Source organism: Caproicibacterium argilliputei (genome assembly GCF_029211325.2).
Taxonomy (GTDB): domain Bacteria; phylum Bacillota; class Clostridia; order Oscillospirales; family Acutalibacteraceae; genus Caproicibacterium; species Caproicibacterium argilliputei.
Genome location: NZ_CP135996.1, coordinates 1,295,598 through 1,316,680 on the forward strand (window position 1 = coordinate 1,295,598; position 21,083 = coordinate 1,316,680).

Genomic DNA, 21,083 nt, shown 5'->3' on the forward strand with positions numbered 1-21,083 from the left:
TACTCCTTACCGGTGCCGCTACCAAAGTTGTCACGGTGCTACGCCAAGCACTGTACAGTGGAGGAATACAAAAAAGGAGTTAACACAAGCAGTGAAATTACAGGTAATGCCGCTGGAGAAACTCAATCCGGCGGCGTACAACCCACGGAAGGACCTGCAGCCGGGGGACGCAGAGTACGAAAAGCTAAAGCACTCTATTGAAACTTTCGGCTGTGTGCAAGCGATTGTATGGAACGAGCGCTCCGGGAATGTAGTTGGCGGGCATCAGACGCTAAAAGTGCTGAAAGACCTCGGCCGGACCGAAGCGGAAGTCAGCGTGGTAGACCTTGACGATGAACACGAAAAGGCGCTCAATATTGCTTTGAACAAGATCTCTGGCAGTTGGGACAATGATAAATTGGATGCCCTGCTGACTGAACTGGCCGCGGACATGGACTTTGATATGGAGTTGACCGGGTTTGACCCGGACGAAATTGACGCATTGGGCGAAGAATTGGGAGAGGAGGCCGCTGGGATTATGAGCAAACTGTCCGATAATGTAGCGGGGACACTTGCGGATACATTCCTTGTGCCGCCATTCTCCGTGTTGGATGCCCGGCAGGGATACTGGCAGGACCGGAAAAAGCATTGGCTTGGCCTTGGACTGAAGAGCGAATGCGGCAGGGGAGAGAACCTTACATTTGCAAAGTCATTGCAGATGGGGAAGAACGATAACGGAACCAGCGTGTTTGACCCGGTGCTCTGCGAAATCATGTACAGATGGTTCAATGTGCCGGGCGGACTGGTATTTGACCCGTTTGCGGGCGGATCTGTACGGGGTATTGTTGCGAGCATATCAAAAATGCCGTATGTCGGCATAGACCTGCGACCGGAACAGATTGAGTCCAACATCCAAAATGCAAAAGAGCTGAGTTTGCCGGAGGATGGTAGTTTGCAATGGTATGCGGATGATTCGAAGAATATGGACAAGTACATAGAAGACGGTACAGCAGATTTGCTGCTTACCTGCCCTCCATACTTTGACCTCGAAGTGTACAGCGACAGCCCGAATGACATCAGCAACATGGACTATGCCGGCTTTACGACGGCCTATTCAGAAATCATCGGGAAAGCAGCAGAAAAACTCAAAGAGAACCGTTTTGCGGTCGTTGTACTTTCTGACGTGAGAGAGAATTACGGCTTTTACCGCGATTTGACCGGACTGACAAAGCGGGTAATGGCAGAGCACGGCCTTGGCTTGTACAATGACATTATCCTGCTGAATCAGATCGGCTCAGGAGCCTGCCGCGTTCGCCGGAATATGGTTATGCGGAAAGTAGTTAGGACGCATCAGAACGTAATGGTGTTTTATAAAGGCGGCCCCAAGGGCGTAAAAGATTATTTCCCGGAGTTACAGGAGATTGACGATAAAAAGGTGGCAGATATTGTGGGGAGCAATCCGGAATAGTTTGGGAGAGTTTCACCTTGAGCTGCACCGCGCAGTACCGTAATATTGAGAAAAACGGAGAGGGCGATACAGTATGACGGATGAAATCAGATTGCTTAGGGAGCAGGCCGAATGTGCGAAGATTGGTTACTTATCCGGCGGAATAAGCCGGGATGAAGCTGCAGAGCGCATAAAGCCATATGCTGCCGCCTTTAACGAAAAGTCAAAGGAATTGGCAGCCAAACATCACATGAGGCCACAGAAGTTTTCACTGACCGCATTTTTGAGATAACCAGGAAGCCGCGTGGTAAATCGCCACAGGCGGCTTTTTATATGCTGCAGACAGCTAAACACTGGAAGCAGCCTAAAAACTTAATAGCCCTACCCAACAAACCCGCAAGTCCGCGTCAAAATGGAAACTGCGGGTTTCTGCATGTCGCTCTGCAGGTGCAGGAGCCGAGAGCGGCCAATCAATCCTCCATGAAATTGGCAGCTGCGAACAGTGCAGAAAAAGAGGAATCCGCCGATGTAAAAACAAAGGCGGGTTTTTATATGAGGTATTGCAGCGCAAGAGCGCAAGGCTAAGGGGTGCAAAGCCCGGAGTACTTCACCAGCAAATCAGATTAAGGGGAGGTAAAAAAGTTGCCTTACTGCATTCGCAACGGGAACTGCGAGTATTGCGACCGCATCCGTTATGGTGCGGATTTTTGTTTCTTCCCGCAGGGCTGCTGTCCATTTGATATACTCGGGCACCCGCCGGAGGATATGGTGGCATACCGGCGGGAGTTGGCTATGAATATCGCAATTTTAGAAGAAAGGACGTTTATTACAAATATGGAATCCCAAAGGCTTGCGGAATTGAGAGCAGCGCTTACAACCAGCTATCAAGAAAAATAAGCCGAAATTTAATTAAAACTCATGGAGGTGGTGATATGCGGTGAACAAAAACTCTCCGGAATATGAAGAGGCTTACCGAGACTGGAGGGCAGGCCTTAAATACAAGGAGATAGCAGAAAAGTATGGCGTATCACTCAGTGCGGTAAAGTCATGGGCAACCCGTGACTGGAAGCTGCGCGGCAGTAAGTCAAAGCAGAAAAAGGTTGCAACCGGGAAGCATGGCGAAGTTGCAACCGAGAAGTCAAGAGTCGCAACCGGAAAAGTCCGGCGGCGTAGTCGCGTGGGTGAGGCCGGAGCACCACTGGGAAGCCAAAATCACTTAAAGCATGGGTTGTATTCCAAACTGTATCAGAACGTTCTTTCCGAAGAAGAAAAGGCTATGATTCAGGACATTGACTTTTCTAACGAGGAAACGCAGCTTGAGGAACAGATCGCTATGCTGGCAATCCGGGAATATCGCTTGATGAAAGATCTTGAACGTATGCGGGCAACTGGAAATCCGGAAGCAAACAAGCCGGGGATGATAGTGGGCTCGGTAATTCGGAATGAGTGGAAGAAAGAACCTGAACCTAATCTAGAAATAGAAATATCCGAGAAGGGTAAGAAAACGAAGGTTAAGGAAAATGGGCATTCCTATCACCTAACAACTTCTGCTGTGAATGCGTCCGAAATCATTGTGAAGTTTGAAGCGGAGTTGACGCGGGTACAGAAGCAAAAGGCCAAGTGTATTGAGCAACTTGCCAAAATTCGGGACGATAAGGCCCGCTGTGCAAGAGAGGAAGAAGAAGCACAGCGGAAACGAGAAGCCGAAGCGGAGAGCAAACAGGGCAACGATGCTCCAGTGGTGCAGATTGTTTTGCCAGATAACGGCAGGGATAGGTAAGGCGGGGGGGGCGATTAGTATGCCGGAGATAATAGGACCACAAAAGGGACCGCAGGAGCGCTTTTTGGCGTCCCCTGCGGATATTGTTATTTACGGTGGTGCGGCAGGTGGAGGAAAGAGCTATGGACTACTGCTGGAAGCCCTCAGACATGTGAATAATCCTAAATTCGGCGTCGTGATATTTCGCAGGAACGCGAATCAGATAACCAGTGAGGGCGGGTTATGGGATACTTCCATGCAGATATATCCTTATGCAGGAGGTAAACCGTCCCGGTCACCGCGGCCAACGTGGAAGTTCCCATCCGGGGCAAAAGTCACGTTCGCTCATATGCAGTACGATACAGACAAGCTTAGTTGGCAGGGCTCACAGATTGCCATGATTGGATTTGATGAATTAACGCATTTCAGCCGGTCACAGTTTTTCTATATGCTTTCACGTAACCGTACACTGTGCGGCGTAAAGCCTTATATTAGAGCCACTACCAACCCGGATGCTGAGTCTTGGGTGGCAGAGTTTATTCAGTGGTGGTGGAATCCGGACACAGGGTATGCAATACCGGAACGCAGCGGTCAAATCCGATATATGGTTCAGATTGATAACATTGTGCATTGGGCGGGGAGCCGGGAACAACTTGTCGAAGAAACAGGCTGCGAAGAGGCCGACCCGAAGAGCGTCACGTTTATTGCATCAAGCATTGAGGACAACAAAATGCTGATGGATGCAGACCCCGGCTACATAAGCAATTTGAAGGCTATGGCGATTGTTGACCGCGAACGCTTGCTTATGGGCAACTGGAAAATCAAGCCGGCTGCCGGGCTGTATTTTCAACGCTCTCAAATACCGGGCGATGGGTGGCTTGATGAGGCTCCGGATGATGTTCCTCTCTGGGTGCGTTGCTGGGACTTGGCGGCGACCGAAGTGGACGACGAAGGGGAAGCTTGTTACACGGCGGGCGTGCTGATTGGCAAGCGTCGCAGCAATGGTCGGTATGTGATTGCCAATGTTTCGCGGGTGCGTCTTAATGCAGGCGGCGTTCGGGATCACATTCTGGCGACTGCGCGCATGGATAAAAAGAAATACAAGCATGTCCGGGTACGTTTGCCGCAGGACCCCGGACAGGCCGGAAAGGACCAGGCAGAGAATTTTGTGAAATTCCTGTCTGGCTTTTCTGTCGTCACAGAACGTGAGACTGGCTCGAAAGAGTCGCGGGCTGAGCCAATGGCTGCACAGTGGCAACATGGAAACTTTGAAATTGTTGTTGCGCCGTGGAATGAAGCCTACCTGAACGAGTTGGAGGGCTTTCCGGAAGGCAAGTACAAAGACCAGGTGGACGCTTCGGCGGATGGTTTTGCGGAACTACAGAAAGGTTATACTGGTGGACCACCCCCATCCAGTATCGGAAATGCAAAAGAAAGCTATTGGAGAAGGTGATTAAGTGCCACAGGAAATAGGTCGGGTGGGGCAAAAACGATATGCGGGCGTCTTCTATGAGGAGTTTTTATCGGAGCTGTCTGGCACACGCGGCATAGAAACATTCAAAGAGATGGCCAACAATGACGATATTATCTTCGCAATGCTCTATGCCATTGAAATGCTGCTCCGTCAGACTGAGTTTAATGTAGAGCCGGCCAGCAGCAAGTCGGTGGATAAAGACGCAGCAGAATTTGTTGAAGGTTGTATGAATGATATGCAAGCTACTTGGCAGGACACTCTTTCGGAGATTCTGTCATTCATCACATACGGGTGGAGTTACCACGAAATCGTGTACAAGCGCCGCTGCGGCCGGTCGAAAGACCCACGTTATTCCAGTAAATACGATGACCGGCTGATTGGATGGCGAAAATTGCCGGTGCGCTCGCAGGACACATTGTCACGGTGGGAATATGACCCTGTGACGGACGAACTGAGAGGCATGGTGCAAGTGGCGCCGCCGGATTACGCGGAGGTGCTGGTACCAATCGAAAAGGCCCTGCACTTCCGCACACGGTCTGCGAAGGAAAATCCCGAGGGCCGTAGTGTGCTTAGGGGCGCGTATCGTGACTGGTATTTCAAGAAGCGAATGCAGGAGATCGAGGGAATCGGCGTTGAACGTGATCTTGCAGGATTCCCAGTGATGCACGCGCCGCCCGGTGTGGATATCTGGGACAGAGACGACCCGGAAATGGTAAAAATGCTTGCCAATGCAGAACGTATTGTTACCAGCATCCGCCGGGATACGCAGGAAGGTATTGTTCTGCCGGACGGTTGGGGCCTGGAACTCTTATCTGCCGGCGGTAAGCGGAACTTTGATACCAATCAAATTATTGACCGCTATGATAAGCGGATTGCCATGACGACCCTTTCGGATTTCATCCTTTTGGGGCAGCAGAGTACCGGCAGTTTCGCCCTTTCAAGCAACAAGACTGAGCTGTTTGGAACGGCAATGGGTACATATCTTGACATTGTATGTGATGTATTCAATACGCAGGCTATACCGCGGCTCGTTGACCTCAACGCGGAACACTTCGCCGGCTTTACGGACTATCCGCGCATGACGCATGGCGACATTGAAGATGTTGACTTGACGGCACTTGGCGGGTTCCTGAATCAGGTTGTGGGCTGCGGGGCATTGATTCCGGATGAAGGACTTGACGATTACCTCCGCCAGGCAGCCCATCTGCCGGAGCGCGTGGACAATTACGTGCCTCCAACGCCTCCGGTTGATAACGATGTTGGCGGGAATGCCGCGCGTAATGTGGAAAATGATGAAACAGATCCGCTGGATGGTGAGGACAGTTGATACTTTTACATACCGCGGTCAACAAGGCCGCAGACCCACAGCAGGAAGCCCTACAGCGGATACGTCGCTTTTTAGATACGTGGGAACCGACCGTTAAGCGAGTTGTCGTGGGCGGTCGGGATGAAAACAATGCATCTTACAAGGATATACGCACAGCGCTGTTGAGCGGAGAGATCCCTCAGCAGCTTTTTTTGCAATGGCAGCAGAAATACGCCATGTATGTCGTGGACGCACTGCAGCCTGTGTGGGATGCAGCCTTTGAGAGCGCGGCAAAGGAAGTTGAGAACAGCCGGGAAGGTTTTCTGTTTGACAGTTTCGCGCCCGCTGTGAAAAAGTGGACGGAAAACCGCGCCGCCGATTTTGTTACGAGCTGCTCACTTGAAACAAAAAAAGGAATCAAGGCCGCCCTCAAACGAACCGTTTATCACGAAGAAATCGGTGTAGACGAGCTTGCTAAAGTGATACGTCCTATGATTGGGCTTACGCGTCCGCAGGTCGTTGCCAATCAGAACTACTACAATCGGCTACTGGGCAGCAACGTAAAGCCTAGAAAGGCTGCGGAGCAGGCGATACGGTACGCGGAACGGCAGCACCGGTACCGGGCACAGATGATTGCCCGGACAGAAACCGCAATGGCGTACAACCAAGCCGAGTATGAGGTTATTCGGCAAGCTCAGCGAGCCGGGTACATGGGCCACACCGTGAAAATTTGGTGCACAGCGGCTGATGAGCGTACTTGCTCTACCTGCCACTCACTGGATGGCAAGCGGTGCGAAGTGAAAAGCGATTTTACGTTGCAGGTAAAAATAAAAGACGACTTACTGGCGTCTTCTACAATAGGACGCGTCCCTCCTGCACATCCACATTGTCGGTGTACGCTGCTTTATGAAGAAGTTGAAGAACCTGACCTATCATACATATCATCAACTCAATTGTCGGAAACGTCAAGCAAAAAAATCACGCAAATTACAGATGAAACTATCGAAGATATTCCTCTGGTACAGGTTCCGGGCTATTCAAAACAAGAGTGCATCGAAATTCAAAAACAGCATAAGATATTATTAAGAGAATCAAAAGAGAATAATGCTGGGCATGAAGTTTCCTTTGCATTTTCTAAAGATTTTTCACGAATTGAAAAGTCTTTCGGAAGCGAAAAAGATGCATATGCGAATATTTCTGGACTTGGGGAAGATGTATTCGTTATGCATAATCATCCAAGAAACAGTAGCTATTCTACGCAGGACTTAACATTTTTAATAAGCAATGATGAAGTGAAAGTTCTAACAATTGTAACTAATTCTGGGAAGATAGAGGCTTTAGTAAAAACAGATTCTTACGATAAGGAGAAAACGATAACTATGTTTATAAGGATATTTAATCCTTTACTTGATAATCGGTCAAAAAATACGTATAATAAAGCTGTAGCAAAATTTATAGCAAAGGCTTCAAAGGAGGGTCTATTACAATGGATAACAAGTATAAGTTAGATGGTACTTTTGAAGAGCAAAGGGAGGCCCTTAGAAAGTGGATTGAGGAACAGTCAAAAGAATTAGAAAAGAAACAAAAATAATTCTTTTAAAGGCACCTGCTAATCGGGTGCCTTTTTTATGTCTTGAAAGGGAGGTGATGGGTTATGGCAGAAGCAAAGACTTTTAACCAGGTTTTAGGTGCACCCGCTGTGCAGAAAAGCCGGTTCAGAATATTCAAAACCGACGAAGACAAGCACCTGGTATTCGGTTGGGCGAATATCTCCATTCGGCAGGACGGCGAAGAAATCCTCGATTATCAGCAGGATATGATTGATCCGGATGATTTGGAGACAGCTGCGTATGAGTATGTACTGAATTTTCGGGACGGCGGAGAAGAGCACAACCCCGACCGCCGCAAGGTGGCACGGCTTGTTGAGAGTTGCGTTTTCACAGCAGACAAACTGGTTGCAATGGGACTGCCGGTTGACGCTGTACCGCAGGGCTGGTGGATTGGCTTTTATGTAGACGATGCCAATACCTGGGACAAAATTAAGGACGGCACTTATCAAATGTTTAGCATTGAGGGTACTGCCACCCGGCAGCCCGTGGAAGGAGGTGATAGCGATGAAAATTCGGAAAGCGAAGACTGATCCCGAAAGTGTACCAACGAAGCTGAAAGATTTGAAACTGACCAGCGTGGACTTCTGCCAGCAGGGAGCAAACCCGGATGCGTATATTCGCTTGGCGAAAAGTAAAGACGTTCCGCAGCAGCAGGATACGCGCCCAGCGTTTGAACGTGCAGTGGAACTGCTGAAAACAGCGTTTCATGCGACACCGGAACCGTCTGGAGAGGTCCGGAAAGATGCACAAACGTTCAGCGACATAAGCAATAAAAAAGATATTCTGAATTCGTTTTGGCAATACAATGATGCTTTGGATAGCAGCTTTCGAAGCATTATTAACGACCAGGAAATGGAAGACTCTGTAAAGCATGAACTTATGCTGCAGAGTCTTTCTCAATTTACAGAAGCAATGACCGCCAATATTGACGGCTTGTATACTGCCGCGCCGGGTGGCGTGAGCAAAGAAAAAGGAGACGAGAACATGGATGAAAAGGAATTTGACCTGTCCGGTATGACCGCAGACGAGCAGAACGCATTTAAAGCACTGCTTGCGAAGTCCAAACCGAAAAAACCAGCAGCGGGTGAAGATGGCGTACCGCCGAAAGATGAGGCGCCTGTTGGCAATGAAAAGAAAGATGGCCTTGAAAAATCTGGAAGCTCTGCGAATGTCGAAAATCCTGCCACAGCTTTTTTGCGTAATCAATACGCATCACCGAACCAACAGGCAGATACAAGAAAATCTGCTACAGGCGGCGTAGAAGACCCGTTGCCTCCGGCTGTACAGGCGGCTATTGACCGCATGAATGGATTGTCTAACCAACTTGAAAAGAGTCTAAAGCAGCAAGCAGAAAATTCAGATTTGCAGGTTGCAAAGAAATACGAGGCGCTGGGTGATTCCGCAGAGATTGCAAAGGCACTTGGAGAGGCACGCACTGCTGGGGATACGGCGTACAATGCTTACGTCTCCGCACTGGACAAGGCTCTGGAAGTCACTAAAAAGACGGATTCTATGCTTTTCGGTGAAGTTGGAAAATCTGCAAGCGGTAGTGCTTCTACTGCTGTCGGGAAAGCAGAGGGCATTGCTAAATCCCTGCAGGAAAAAGACCCTGCGCTGACACCGCAGCAGGCAATGGCGAAAGCTTTCGAGCAGCATCCGGAGCTTGAAGCGGAATATGAAAAGGAATATGAAGGGGGTAAATACTAATGGCTACATACATGGGAACCGGTGTGTCGGATACCCAAACCATCACGCTGAAAGCAGCAGCCGACGTTACAGATATTCGCGGGTTGGCTATTGTGGTTGATTCAGCGGGGAAAGCAGCTGTGGCCGCAGCTGCAGCGGCTCCAATTGTCGGTATTGCGCTGCTGTGCAGTGGAGCATCAAATACATTGGATGGCAAAGATGGCGCTATAAAAGCCGGGGAGGATGTGGACATCCTTATTAAGGACTGCGGCTATGCAATTGCCGGAGCGGCGATTATTACCGGTGCAGAACTTACTGCTACAACAGATGGGAAAGTGTTCCCTTTAGACGCTGCTACCGGCGGCTATGTTGTTGGGACCGCGCTTGAATCTGCAAATGCGGGTGAGCGCGTGTTCGTCCAGATTACAAAATACTTTAAACCCAAGGCATAAGGAGGAATAAAACATGAACGCACTTAGTTCTGGCGAAATTATGAACCAGATTCAGAAAGGTATGTTCCACCCGAATGTAGTTCTGACCAATATTGCAATGGCATATTTTCAGGCACAGCAAGACTACGTTGCGAAGCAGATGTTTCCCATTCTGCCGGTTCAGTTGCCGACATCGGCCTATTACATTTTCGATAAAGGTGACCTTGCTCGCGACGATGTAAAACGCAAGCCACAGCTCGGTAAAGTTGAGCCGGTGGTTGTCAGCAATCATCTGGACACCTATTCCGTCCAGATTGACCAGATTATCATGGGAATTGACCAGATTGCGCAGACGTCCATTCAGCGGCAGCCGGTAATCGGCGCCAGTGACCCAAGGAAGTCCAAAGCCCGTATTATCGCGGAGAAAATGAACATCCATCAGGACCTCATTTTTGCAGACGGCTTCTTTAAACCTGGTGTTTGGACAGACGAGTGGACCGGAGGTACCGCATATTCTGACGAGAGTCATACATTCGTGAAATTCAGCGATGCCAACTGCGATCCAATTAAACTGTTCGACGCATTGCGTACCCGCATGAAAAAGAGAGGTCGCCGCAAGCCGAATAAACTGTCTCTTGGAGAAAACGCTTTCAATGCCCTCAAAGAGAACCCGATTATTCTCGACCACATCAAGTACGGCGGCAGCACGGCTAATCCGGCGATTGTGACGGAACAGGTTTTGGCGGAGATGTTCGGATTGCAAAAAGTTACTGTGTTCGGCTCAACGTATAATGATGCTGTACCGGGCAAAGACGAGAATATGGAATTTATCTGTGACCCAGACAGCGCACTGCTTGTCTATGCGACAGATTCCCCAGCAATCGATGAGCCGACAGCAGGGTATATGTTCTCTTGGGATATGCTGGGCAACGGTAATTATATGCCGGTACTTCAGTATCCTGGAGAGAACGGCACACATTCGGAATTCATTGAGGGTTTGATGGGTCTGGCTTGCAAGAAGACTGCCGACGACCTTGGCATCTTCCTGAAGGAGTGTGTGTAATGTATATCGCGTTACGCCCGCTGCACATTGCCGGGCATGACTATCATATCAATGATGAAATCCCGGACGAATGTGTAACAAGGCGCTTGGAAGTCACCGGATTTGTGAAGCACATCGAAAAGGAGACCTTTGCGGCGCCTGTTTTAATGAGTGATGGCACCGTAACCGCTGTGGAGCTTACTCCCCAGGAGGTCAAAACAGCGCTGCTCCTTTTTCAGCAGACCCCGGCTAATGCAGCAAAGGCGGTGTCGGAAATAGCGTCCGAACCGCTATTGGAATACTTCAAGCAGGCAGACGGTAGGAAGGCTGTACAGGCCGCGCTGGGCGTGAAAATGAACGGCGGTGAAACGAATGGCGGAGGAGCAGAACAGCCCGCAGACAGCGGAAACGGCGCCGCAGAGTAGCAGCACTGCGACATATACCTACAATCCGGCAGAGTGTCAGGATGGTGGGCTAAATCAAATGCGTTTTGAACTTGGCGACAACGTTGTGGAAGGTCAGAGCATGACTGCGGTGCTCTGCGACCAGGAATACAACGCTCTCATAAGCAAATACAGCCGGTGGAAACGCGCAAAACTGGCCTGTTTGGATGCCATTTGCATGAAACTGGCCTATGAGGTCAATACGCAAGTATCCAATCTTTCGTACAGCCTGAATGATCGTGCGGAACGCTGGACAAAAATGCGGGATGATATGAAAAAAGAAGTGTCGGTGTCCGCACCGTGTGTGGCACCGTCTGCTTTGTCTGAACCGCATTATTTCTACAATGATATGCTGTCAAATTACAGGAAGAGGGGATAAGCATGTTTCGTGCGATGCTTCGTCCCGGGCAGGGCTTTCGAACCTATAAAATTCTGCGCAGCAAACCCGGGGAGACAGCAAGCGGTCGTCCGTGCAAGAGTACGCCGAAAGAGGTCGGGGCGCTTTTAGGTTTCATGGTGGCAGCGGACCCGAAAGAAATGACCGCGTGGCGGCAGCGAGGAACGCCGGTGTCCTGTAAGATCGTGCAAGACCGTCCGGACGTATTGGCACAGGAGTCTGATTTTTTGCAGGTACAGCTTACCGGAGAGAAAAAGGCGCGTTGCTATCGCGTGCAAGGGGTTGAAAATCCGGGGCTCCTAGGCCATGCTGTGATTTATTACTGTGACGAAAGGGAGGATTTGAATCAATGCAAAGCAGCGAGTCAGTGAGTGGCGCGACAGCTGCGATTGTGCGTCGCATAAAAGCACAAATGATTCCACGCGGGTTCAAAGCCGCCCAGCAACTGTATAATTCCACACAGATTGTCCTTAGCGGCATCCGGAGCGGTCGTATTTACAGGATACCGAATACCGTAAGGCGGTACACGGCTTCCGCGCCGGGGGAAGCGCCCGCAGTCAGAACAGGAACGTTTCGGGCATCTTTCCACCCAACTGTTGAGACCGAGGAGAACAACGGGCTGACGATTCACAGTCAGGCTAAGAGCGGCCTTTCGGTCAGTGGGTACTTGCTCGGAAGTATTCTTGACGAAGGAACAGCCCGTATGGAGGCCCGACCGTTCAAGGACAAAGTCAAGGAAAGGGCGGCCCCCGAGATTAGGAAAATATTCAGTGTTCCGTATGAGTAAAGAGGTGGGCACACAGTGATAGAATCCCGACTTATCACATATTTACGGCAAGACGAGGCATTAGCTTCGCTGCTGGCACAGTACAACGGAAAGCCGGCTATTTTTCAGCAGATGGTTCCAGATGAAAATGGCCCGGCATGGTCCGGGGAACAGTTCAGCCGCATTTGCTATGACATTGTTTCGCAGTCCTCTCCAGACAGAAAAACAGCGGGAACACTCATGATTGATATTGTCTGTTCGGAAGACAGCTCCCCATATGAACCGATAGAAGCAGCTGTTCGGCGTTTAGTCGATGGCTGCTTTTTTGATTCTGACGACGGCACTATCGTTGCGGCCAGCTGGCAACGGTCTGATAGCTTTACAACCAAAGGGAATGGTTATCAGGACAGTAATGACAACACGGTGCATGGGATTATGCTTACCTTTGACCTCATGGCGTTCCCTACGCAGGAGGTGGCTGGAATGGATCTGTGCGGCTGTATATCCGGTTGGACGAAAGCAACATTTCCGAGTGTTAGGCTTATCACATCCGGCGCAATACCGGAAGGAGCATGGAAGCCAACGGATAAGGAGCCGGCTGCGTATTGGCACCTAGTCAGTACACAGCTGGCTCAGGGCTGGACACAGTACAACACATGGAGCGTCACTTGGATGCAGGCGGCGCTCCAATGCCATGTATTTACCGAAACTCCGCAGGTGCGTAACGACATCATAAAACAGATGGCAGAAAGGGCACATCTGGAAACAAAAATCCCGTTTCCAGATGGCTCGCCGTTAATCGTGCAGCGCTTTCAGGCGAACAGCACATGGGATGCCCTCAAGACAGGGCAAGTTACGCTTACCGCAATTTATGGTCTTCTCAGAGTTCCAGATGGAACTCCGATTGCCAATATTTCAATTAACCAAGGAGGTTAACACGATGGGGGACATTACATATTCGATAGACGAGTTTGTTTCAGCGGCAAAATCCCTTTTTGGGGAGCAGAGCGGGCCGGATATCGTCCGTGCCGCATTACGGCAGGCTGGGAAAGACCGGTATACAAAAGCAGAAGCCTCGAAACTGATTAAAGACTTTGGGAACAGGCCGCTTTCCGGGCCAGTAACCGCTCAGCCGGCGGTCAAAACGGTGATTCCGGCGAAATCCGCGGTGTCGGGACAGACTTCAACATCTTCAACGACTTCCGCTTCAGTGGCGGGTGACAAGGGGGCGAAATAATGGGCCAGTCTTATATTAAGGGAGAGGAAAAAATTCGGCCTGGCATTTATAATCGGTATGAGAATATTACTACAACGAACGATACGGGCGCGATTACCGGTATCTGCGCGGTTCCTATTCAGGCTGACAGCGGCCCGTTGGAGACTGTGAACGCTTTTACGGCATCACAATTGGAACGCTTCAATACCATTTACGGTACCGGGGGCACTACACAGGCTGTGCGTGAACTGTTTAAAGGCGGAGCAAGGACGGTGTATGCTTATCGGCTCGGGTCCGGCGGGCAGAAAGGGAAAGCCGTCTTGAAGGATACGGCGTCTACAGCCGCAGATGCCGTTGTGGTGGAATCTCTTTACCCCGGCACCAAACCGTTATTTGCAACGGTTCGCGAGCGTTTGACGGACAGTACAAAGAAAGAACTGCTCATCACTGGTGGCACAGATGGGACAGAAATTCTTGAAAGTTATGTGTTTGATGCAAAGTCGACAGGAAGCAACGATGTCAATGAATTGGATGAACTGGTCAAAACGGTTGCAGATGCTGGCAGCAGTTATGTGCGACTGTCAAAATCAGACGGTGCCACCGGAGATACCATTGCAGTTGCTTCGTCAGTTTCGCTTGCAGGCGGAGAGAATCCGACCATCACAAATTCGGACTACTCCAATGCTTTTAACGCACTGGAACCATATCGGTACAATGTACTGACACTGGATACGCAGAACGAAGATGTACGTGCACTGCTGTGCGCATATATAGACCGTGTCTTTACAGAGGGCAAGTGGTGCATGGGGGTTGTCGGAGAGTCCACTTCCGTGGGATTTTCAACGCGTATCAGCAATTCCAAAAAAATTAACGATAAACTGATTGCTTATGTGGGCGGCGGATGGATGGACAGCGACCAGAAAGTTGATGATTACCGCGCTACCTGCCGCATTGCAGGTCTTATTTCTGCTACACCAACGAATATGAGTGTAGTCCATGCTTCAATTCCTGGAGCGGTCGACCTTGTGGAACATCTTACGAACACCCAGTATGAAGACGCTTATATCAATGGCATGGTGGCAGTTTCTCAGGCACCGGATGGCAGTATTTGGCTTGACAATGGTGTGACCACACTCGTCAATCCATCTAAGGACGATGATAACGGGTGGAAGAAGGTCAAACGTATGATGACCCGCGTTGAGTTAATGGACCGTATGGACCGCAGGCTCGCTCCGATGGTAGGACAAGTGAACTGCACGGCGGACGGTATTTCTCTCGTTGTACAGGCTGCGCAGAGCATCCTTACAACGATGATTTCCGAGGGTAAATTAAGTGATGGGGCTACGGTGACCGAGGATTCAAGTACCCCGCACACGACGGACAGTCTGTGGCTCGTAATTCAGGCAGATGATCCCGATACTCTGGAGAAGATTTATCTGGACTATCAGTTCAGATATAGTCCAGAGAGCGTCTAAGAGAGGGGAAATGAAAAATGGCAAGTAGTTCTGACCTTGTAGTTCTCGATACCCGAAAAATTGCAACGGGAAAAGATGGGCGTCTCTTCTGCGGTGTCGGCCAGGATACGCCACAGTTCCTTGCAGAATGCGGGGAATGGAGTGCAAAACTCAATGTAAAGAATACCGATTTTCAGCCGGTTGGCAGCGGCTTGGTTGTTGCAGTTCCAACCGGCTTTTCCGTTACGCTCACCATGACTGAAACAGTGGTGCGGGATGATGTTATGCTGGAGCCGCTTATTACGGCCTTGCAAAAAGGCATTATCCCATGGTACACCATGAATTGCGGAATTACCCGTGCAATCGACGACCAGGAGGAACGCATGACCTTTAATCAGTGCGTCCCGGACGGCGACATCGATCTGGCATCATTAAAGCCGGGAGAAATCATCCAGCGCAGTTGGAGTTTCCGCGTCAATATGCTCCCGCAGTTCCAGAAGCTTTTTGCCTATGAGGGCAAGTACAATTCAGAATATACCCATTATCAGGGCTAAGGAGGAAATATAAATGAGTGATGAAGTTAAAACCGCCCAGGATGTTTTGGATGCCGGTGTAACAGCCACGGGTGTAAGCCCGCAGGCTGTTACAACAGAATCCAGTCAGGAAGATGTGCTCAAGATGCTGCTCAGCGCAGCAGACTACAAAGAGGACACCAACCTGCAGAAGGCAATCACTGTGAAGCGAAACGGTACACAGGTTTTACCTTCTTTCCATGTACGCCCGTTGTCCCAAGATGAAGTGAATATCGCGCACAAAAAAGCGACGAAATATATGTCCAATCCTGGTGGCCGCCGGCTTCCGAAAATCGAAGTCTCGACGGACAACAGCATTGAAAATGATTGGCTCATTTATCTTGCCACGACAGACGAAGATAAAGAAAAGCTGTGGAATAACCAGACATATATTAAAGGGCTGCAGTCAAAGTTCCCGAATGTCGTTTTCTCTCAGGGGAGTTCAGGCCCGCAGATGATCAATCTGCTTTTGACTTTGGGAGAAAAGGTGACCATCACCAATTCAATCTTGGATATGAGTTATCCGGAAGATGATATCGACGAAGATGCCAAGGAAGTTTCACAGACTGAATTCGCAAAAAACTAATTTTAGTCAGTTCGGTCGCGCGGCAGGTTGCTTCTATATTTTTGAATAGTCATATCAGGCCGTTGGAAATATTGAAGTGGACATCAGGAGAACGTGCTTTTGCTGAAGCTGCTATTCTGGTGGCTACTGATGAAGGCGCACTGCCGCTGAATCGCAGAGAACTGACGAAATTCGGTTTGAGTACAAGCCTTTTGAAAAGCAAATGAATCAAAGCCGCCTGGAGAATGTTCCAGGCAGCTTTTCTGTGGCAACTGTTTTGGCAATTGTCAGAGAAAAGCCGGATCGATAAAGAGGGGGAGAGAATCAAATGTCAAGCGGAACGGCAGAAGAATTTGTTATTGATGTAACAGCAAAATTCAATGATGAGACAGGCAAGGGTGCAGCGGCGGTTGACAAAGAGATTTCTAAACTTAGCAAGGATGCTACTGCTTACGGCCAGGCCATGGACAAGGCACGTCAGAAAGCTAAGAACTTAGAAGAAGAACAGCGGAAACTGACGCAGAGACTTCAAGAAGCCCGTGGCAAGTACAATGAGGTAAAGTCAAAGGCGGATACCTACCGGAACGGAGTAGATGCCCTGAAGCAACGGTTAAAAGACCTCAATAGCCAGCAGAAAGGGGTTTCTGAGGGTATTAAGAGCGTGCAGGATCGGCTCAAATCTGCCACCAGCAGTGTCAAGGGTAATAATGATGAAACTGCCAGGCTTACGAATACATTAAAGCAGCTGCGGCAGCAGCATACGAACCTCAACAGCAGTATTAGTGCCACCAAAGAGCGTATATCGGCCGACACAACGGCTCTAAATGGATATGCCGCTGGGGCCAAAAAGAGCTATCAAGCTCTTGGGGAACTTTTGAGTAAATCGAAGCAACTCAATCAGGAAATGGAGCAAAACAAGCGAACTCTTAATGAAAATGCTTCGGCGTATACGAAGGTTGCGCAGGAGCAGCTAAAGCTTCGACAGCAGAATTCTGCCTCATCCGATGTCATTGCCCAAAAAGTTCAAACAGTGAATTCTGTGGAATCTGGTAAAGCGTTAACGAGTGCGGGAAAATCCATAAACGGATTAGGGACTAAACTCACGCTCGGCCTTACAACTCCAATTGTAACGACCGGAATTGCGGCAATTAAGAAAGGCAACGATTTTGAGGCGCAGATGTCTCGCGTTAAAGCGATCTCCGGAGCAACGGAGAGTGAATTCGAAAAGCTATCCAATCAGGCAGTCAAACTGGGAGCAGATACTTCCTACAGTGCAACGGAGGTCGCTGAAGGTATGGAAAACTTGGCTTCGGCCGGCTTTACCGTCAATGAAATTACGGCTGCCATGCCCGGTATGCTTAACCTCGCAGCGTCCAGCGGCGAGGATTTAGCGAACAGCGCAGATATCGCGGCATCAACCCTACGCGGATTTGGACTTGCTGCCAGCCAATCCGGTCATGTGGCAGACGTCTTGGCACAAAATGCTGCAAAGACGAACGCCGCTGTGGCAGATACCGGACTTGCAATGAAGTACATTGCTCCTGTTGCGAAGAATGCTGGGTGGTCATTAGAAAGCGTCACTGCTGCTATCGGTGAAATGGCTGACTCCGGAATCAAGGGAGAACAGGCCGGCACGACGTTGCGCGGTGCATTAACAAACTTAATGGACCCGTCAAAAGAACAGGCGAAAGCCATGTCGTCTCTCGGCTTTTCAGCGTATGATGCACATGGAAAAATGAAGCCCTTGTCCCAAATCATTGGAGAGCTTTCTCAGAAAACGAAGAGTCTTTCTGATCAGCAGCGGGACCAAAAGATCGCGACTATTATGGGAACAGATGCATTAAGCGGGATGCAAGTGCTTTTGAAAGACGGAAAATCCAATTTGGACAACCTCACAGCGTCTCTCGTGCACTCTGATGGTGCGTCCGAAGATATGGCAAATACAATGCTGGACAATACGAAGGGTAGCATTGAGCAAATGAATGGATCTCTTGAAACTGCCGCGATAACTATCCAAAAAACTTTGGCGCCAACGATTACCGAGGCGGCCAATAAAGTGACAGAACTTTCAAATGCTTTTGCTGAACTGAGTCCGAACACGCAGAAAGGATTATTAGCTACTGTAGCTGGAATCGCGACGGTGGGACCAATTCTCAAAGGTGTAGGAGGTACGCTTAGCACTGTAGGAAAAATCAAAGAATTTTTTGGGAAACACGCAGCATCATCCGCTGTTGCCGAAGTTGGAACGGAAGCCGTGAAATCTGCTTCAAAGACAAGTTTGCTAACTAAGGTGATTTCTGGCGCCAAAAACGCGTTAGGGCTTATTCCTCTGCCGCTGAAGTTGATTACCGCTGGAGCAGGCGTTGCCGGAGTGGCAATCAAGAAATGGCATGACTACTGTGTGAATGACAATCTGCAAAAGCATTTCGGAGATGTGCAGCTGTCCATGGAGGAAGTGGAGGATGTAGCCAAGAGGTTGACAACTAACAAATGGACTATGCAGGTTGATACAGTAGTTAAAAACCAAGAAAAAATCACGGATCTTGAATCAGATTTAAAAAGCAACCTTGAAGAAATCAACAAAACCGAATGGAAGGTTTCTGTGGGATTAAAACTGACCGACGATGAAAAGACGGGTTTGAAAGAATCTGTATCAAGCTATGTTTCAAATGCAATAAAGGTTGTCGAGCAGCAGCATTATACTGCAAAACTTGCCATTGACACGGTGTTTACTCCGGGAACAGCTGAGAACACGAATGCAACAACGTATGCCAATTCCCTTTATGGCGGGATGAGTAGTGAAATTCAAAGACTCGGAACTTCACTCGCTCAAATGTGGAATGATGCTTTTAAAGACGGCATTATCAATGATGATGAGATTCAAAAAATCGTAAAAAAACTTGAACAGGGGAAGCAGAAGATACAGAGTGAGATGAACAAGCTTGAAAAAGCGCGTGCCGACGTGGAGATGCAGGATTTGCAATCGGATGCTCTTAAGGGTGGCTTGTCTGAGGACAGCTTTTCAAAGCTGTTGGATGAGGAGAATACACAATTGGAGAGTCAAAAAAAATCAGCTAAAGAGGCCGCCAAAAATGCTAAGGTTCAATCGCGAGTTGCTTACAATGATCACAAAATTTCAAAATCCGCCTATGACAAACAGATTGATAAAATTGACTCTAATACGGATAAACAGTTAGGTACAAACACCGCGAATGCATTAGGCAATGCTGCTGATACGATTAAAAGCAACTACAGTAAAGAATATAGCGGTGTTGAGTCAAATTTTGCTTCATCTTTTAAAGACTTTCTCAAAAAAGGCACGACAGACGAGGATGGTCATGGGGTTAAGTGGGGGAGCTTTTTTAGTTCGATTGAATCGCAAATAAAAAGTTCTGGCATCCAAGGTGATTCAGCGTCAGCTATACAAAAATTGACGCAGAAACTGCAACCTATGACATCAGAACTTTTAGGGGAAACAGATGCATGGCTGAAAAACAAGCAGTCTATACCTAAGGCGGTCTCCAGCCAACTGGAAAAAACTTTTCAGATGGAGGTTATGGCCGGAGATACTTCTCATGCGGATGAATACACCGGTATGCAAATGGGAAAATCTAATGCCTACTTAAAAATGCTTGAAAATGCAAAGAAGTCAGGTGTAGTCGTTCCTGAAGGTATCATAAAGGGTGCAGAAATTAGTTCAGGAAAGACTTTTTCAAACGGAGCATTTGTAGATGCCGAGAAAGCGACGGCACTCGCTTCCGACAAGCTGAACGAACTTTTCAAAAAAATGGGTGTCAATGCAAAATCAAGCTTTGCAACGAATTTTGCAGGGCAATTGCAGCCAGAAGTACAGGCTTCTATTTCTTCATTGCTTAGTGGAATCACCGGGAAGCAAAGTGGTACAGAGCTTAAAAATCTATTCAAAAATGCCAATATCGATATTTCTGATGGTCTAGCGTCTGCGATTAGCAAGACAAAGCCAGAAGTACAGACAAAATTGTCCGGCTTGATTGCGGGCTTATTTTCTGGCATTCAGCTGGACACAGGGAATTTAAAATCGGTGTTTGGAGGATTGAATGTTGGCATTTCTGATGGCATAGCAAGTAGCTTAGCTGGGCTTTCTCCAGAAATCCAGCAGGGGTTGATTTCGGCTGTAGAGTCTACAAATCCACAGGCGGCTTTATCTGCGTTGCAGCAGAAATTTTCTGATAATGCAACGCTCAAAGGTCTTAAAATTGATACGGACAGTACCGGGAAATTGGCAATTGAAGAAGTGAGCAGCACGCTGTCTACTATGAATACAATGACCGGCGGAGCAACATTGACAGGACCTACGATGGGGGCAATCCAAGGAGTTACAAGCGCCGCGCAAGCCGCGTTGGCAAAGGCTAAAGCAGAATTAGCAGGAACGTCATTAACCATGCACGCAAAAATTGCAGTCGAATCGTATAGTGCCGGTGCAAGACCATCGTCTGGGCCTCAGCAAGCTGGCGTTGGTTATACTGCCAATGGCGACATCAAAACAAAGCCTACGCTGACGTGGGTCGCCGAAGCGGGATACCCGGAAGCAATTATCCCATTTGACCCGGCTCGGCGCCAGCGGGCCTTGGGCCTGTGGAAGCAAACTGGTGAAGCACTTGGTGTAAAACCGCAGTATCATGCAGCGGGCGGTATTGTAGGCGGCCAGTTGCCGCAGCGACGTAACCCGCAGGAAGTGTTTGCCTCGCAGCAAACTGCTGTTGCAGCGGCGCCTGTAGTGGCTGCTGCCAGTGGCGTCGGTATGAATTTAGGCGGTGTGCAGATCATCGTACAGGGCGGCGATGGCGATATTGTGAAAGTAATCGCTGCTCACAAGCAGGAAATCGCTGAGGCGGTGGCAGAGGTTGTAAATGGTGCGATGGACTCTGCCAACGTGCCAATGGCGCAGGGGGAATGA

21 protein-coding genes are annotated in these 21,083 nt (G+C 49.1%); all 21 read left to right on the plus strand.

Going from position 1 to position 21,083, the window contains the following annotated elements; all coding sequences use genetic code 11:
• Positions 1-106: 106 nt before the first annotated feature.
• The 21 genes from PXC00_RS06245 (at position 107) to PXC00_RS06345 (ending at position 21,083) form a co-directional block, all read left to right on the plus strand.
• Positions 107-1,447 (plus strand): ParB N-terminal domain-containing protein, encoded by a 1,341-nt coding sequence (locus PXC00_RS06245; RefSeq protein ID WP_407654330.1) that lies wholly within the window; start codon positions 107-109, stop codon positions 1,445-1,447.
• A gap of 73 nt (positions 1,448-1,520) precedes the next feature.
• Positions 1,521-1,718, plus strand: coding sequence for a hypothetical protein (locus tag PXC00_RS06250; protein WP_275846536.1), 198 nt, complete (start codon positions 1,521-1,523; stop codon positions 1,716-1,718).
• A 41-nt stretch (positions 1,719-1,759) separates the two neighbouring features.
• Positions 1,760-2,011, plus strand: a complete 252-nt coding sequence (locus PXC00_RS06255; RefSeq protein ID WP_275846538.1) for a hypothetical protein — start codon at positions 1,760-1,762, stop codon at positions 2,009-2,011.
• A gap of 57 nt (positions 2,012-2,068) precedes the next feature.
• A complete protein-coding gene (locus PXC00_RS06260; protein WP_275846540.1) occupies positions 2,069-2,323 on the plus strand; it encodes a hypothetical protein in 255 nt (84 codons plus the stop codon).
• A gap of 40 nt (positions 2,324-2,363) precedes the next feature.
• Complete coding sequence (locus tag PXC00_RS06265) at positions 2,364-3,206, plus strand: hypothetical protein (RefSeq protein WP_275846542.1); 843 nt, start codon at positions 2,364-2,366, stop codon at positions 3,204-3,206.
• A gap of 19 nt (positions 3,207-3,225) precedes the next feature.
• Positions 3,226-4,638 (plus strand): phage terminase large subunit, encoded by a 1,413-nt coding sequence (gene terL, locus PXC00_RS06270; RefSeq protein ID WP_275846544.1) that lies wholly within the window; start codon positions 3,226-3,228, stop codon positions 4,636-4,638.
• 4 nt (positions 4,639-4,642) lie between these two features.
• Positions 4,643-5,986 (plus strand): phage portal protein family protein, encoded by a 1,344-nt coding sequence (locus PXC00_RS06275; protein WP_275846546.1) that lies wholly within the window; start codon positions 4,643-4,645, stop codon positions 5,984-5,986.
• Complete coding sequence (locus PXC00_RS06280; RefSeq protein WP_275846548.1) at positions 5,983-7,473, plus strand: phage minor head protein; 1,491 nt, start codon at positions 5,983-5,985, stop codon at positions 7,471-7,473. Before PXC00_RS06275 ends, PXC00_RS06280 begins: the two co-directional genes overlap by 4 nt.
• 146 nt (positions 7,474-7,619) lie before the next feature.
• On the plus strand, positions 7,620-8,105 hold the full coding sequence (locus tag PXC00_RS06285) for an XkdF-like putative serine protease domain-containing protein (RefSeq protein WP_275846550.1): 486 nt from the start codon (positions 7,620-7,622) through the stop codon (positions 8,103-8,105).
• Complete coding sequence (locus tag PXC00_RS06290; protein ID WP_275846552.1) at positions 8,080-9,282, plus strand: hypothetical protein; 1,203 nt, start codon at positions 8,080-8,082, stop codon at positions 9,280-9,282. The genes PXC00_RS06285 and PXC00_RS06290 overlap by 26 nt, the downstream gene beginning before the upstream one ends.
• Entirely contained in the window at positions 9,282-9,713 is a 432-nt protein-coding gene (locus PXC00_RS06295; RefSeq protein WP_275846555.1) for a hypothetical protein, read from the plus strand. Before PXC00_RS06290 ends, PXC00_RS06295 begins: the two co-directional genes overlap by 1 nt.
• Before the next feature lie 13 nt (positions 9,714-9,726).
• Positions 9,727-10,755 (plus strand): major capsid protein, encoded by a 1,029-nt coding sequence (locus tag PXC00_RS06300; protein ID WP_275846557.1) that lies wholly within the window; start codon positions 9,727-9,729, stop codon positions 10,753-10,755.
• Positions 10,755-11,159 carry a hypothetical protein gene (locus tag PXC00_RS06305; RefSeq protein ID WP_275846559.1) on the plus strand — a complete coding sequence of 135 codons (405 nt, stop codon included), beginning with the start codon at positions 10,755-10,757 and terminating at the stop codon, positions 11,157-11,159. Before PXC00_RS06300 ends, PXC00_RS06305 begins: the two co-directional genes overlap by 1 nt.
• The gene (locus tag PXC00_RS06310) at positions 11,107-11,556 is read left to right on the plus strand and encodes a hypothetical protein (protein ID WP_275846561.1); all 450 of its coding nucleotides are present in this window, start codon (positions 11,107-11,109) and stop codon (positions 11,554-11,556) included. The genes PXC00_RS06305 and PXC00_RS06310 overlap by 53 nt, the downstream gene beginning before the upstream one ends.
• 2 nt (positions 11,557-11,558) lie before the next feature.
• Positions 11,559-11,945, plus strand: coding sequence for a hypothetical protein (locus PXC00_RS06315; RefSeq protein ID WP_275846563.1), 387 nt, complete (start codon positions 11,559-11,561; stop codon positions 11,943-11,945).
• A 431-nt stretch (positions 11,946-12,376) separates the two neighbouring features.
• Positions 12,377-13,276, plus strand: a complete 900-nt coding sequence (locus PXC00_RS06320; protein WP_275846567.1) for a hypothetical protein — start codon at positions 12,377-12,379, stop codon at positions 13,274-13,276.
• A gap of 4 nt (positions 13,277-13,280) precedes the next feature.
• Positions 13,281-13,577, plus strand: a complete 297-nt coding sequence (locus tag PXC00_RS06325) for a hypothetical protein (RefSeq protein ID WP_275846569.1) — start codon at positions 13,281-13,283, stop codon at positions 13,575-13,577.
• Positions 13,577-15,031: a phage tail sheath subtilisin-like domain-containing protein gene (locus PXC00_RS06330; RefSeq protein WP_275846571.1), complete on the plus strand. Its 1,455-nt coding sequence runs from the start codon at positions 13,577-13,579 to the stop codon at positions 15,029-15,031. Before PXC00_RS06325 ends, PXC00_RS06330 begins: the two co-directional genes overlap by 1 nt.
• Positions 15,032-15,048: 17 nt before the next feature.
• Positions 15,049-15,564, plus strand: a complete 516-nt coding sequence (locus PXC00_RS06335; protein WP_275846573.1) for a hypothetical protein — start codon at positions 15,049-15,051, stop codon at positions 15,562-15,564.
• Positions 15,565-15,577: 13 nt separating this feature from the next.
• Positions 15,578-16,168, plus strand: coding sequence for a hypothetical protein (locus PXC00_RS06340; RefSeq protein WP_275846575.1), 591 nt, complete (start codon positions 15,578-15,580; stop codon positions 16,166-16,168).
• A 307-nt stretch (positions 16,169-16,475) separates the two neighbouring features.
• Positions 16,476-21,083 carry a phage tail tape measure protein gene (locus PXC00_RS06345; RefSeq protein ID WP_275846577.1) on the plus strand — a complete coding sequence of 1,536 codons (4,608 nt, stop codon included), beginning with the start codon at positions 16,476-16,478 and terminating at the stop codon, positions 21,081-21,083.

Coding starts and splice junctions, on each gene's coding strand:
- PXC00_RS06245 (WP_407654330.1), top strand. CDS start 107: ATGCCGCTGGAGAAACTCAATCCGGCGGCGTACAACCCACGGAAGGAC.
- PXC00_RS06250 (WP_275846536.1), top strand. CDS start 1,521: ATGACGGATGAAATCAGATTGCTTAGGGAGCAGGCCGAATGTGCGAAG.
- PXC00_RS06255 (WP_275846538.1), top strand. CDS start 1,760: ATGCTGCAGACAGCTAAACACTGGAAGCAGCCTAAAAACTTAATAGCC.
- terL (WP_275846544.1), top strand. CDS start 3,226: ATGCCGGAGATAATAGGACCACAAAAGGGACCGCAGGAGCGCTTTTTG.
- PXC00_RS06285 (WP_275846550.1), top strand. CDS start 7,620: ATGGCAGAAGCAAAGACTTTTAACCAGGTTTTAGGTGCACCCGCTGTG.
- PXC00_RS06290 (WP_275846552.1), top strand. CDS start 8,080: ATGAAAATTCGGAAAGCGAAGACTGATCCCGAAAGTGTACCAACGAAG.
- PXC00_RS06295 (WP_275846555.1), top strand. CDS start 9,282: ATGGCTACATACATGGGAACCGGTGTGTCGGATACCCAAACCATCACG.
- PXC00_RS06300 (WP_275846557.1), top strand. CDS start 9,727: ATGAACGCACTTAGTTCTGGCGAAATTATGAACCAGATTCAGAAAGGT.
- PXC00_RS06305 (WP_275846559.1), top strand. CDS start 10,755: ATGTATATCGCGTTACGCCCGCTGCACATTGCCGGGCATGACTATCAT.
- PXC00_RS06310 (WP_275846561.1), top strand. CDS start 11,107: ATGGCGGAGGAGCAGAACAGCCCGCAGACAGCGGAAACGGCGCCGCAG.
- PXC00_RS06315 (WP_275846563.1), top strand. CDS start 11,559: ATGTTTCGTGCGATGCTTCGTCCCGGGCAGGGCTTTCGAACCTATAAA.
- PXC00_RS06325 (WP_275846569.1), top strand. CDS start 13,281: ATGGGGGACATTACATATTCGATAGACGAGTTTGTTTCAGCGGCAAAA.
- PXC00_RS06330 (WP_275846571.1), top strand. CDS start 13,577: ATGGGCCAGTCTTATATTAAGGGAGAGGAAAAAATTCGGCCTGGCATT.
- PXC00_RS06335 (WP_275846573.1), top strand. CDS start 15,049: ATGGCAAGTAGTTCTGACCTTGTAGTTCTCGATACCCGAAAAATTGCA.
- PXC00_RS06340 (WP_275846575.1), top strand. CDS start 15,578: ATGAGTGATGAAGTTAAAACCGCCCAGGATGTTTTGGATGCCGGTGTA.
- PXC00_RS06345 (WP_275846577.1), top strand. CDS start 16,476: ATGTCAAGCGGAACGGCAGAAGAATTTGTTATTGATGTAACAGCAAAA.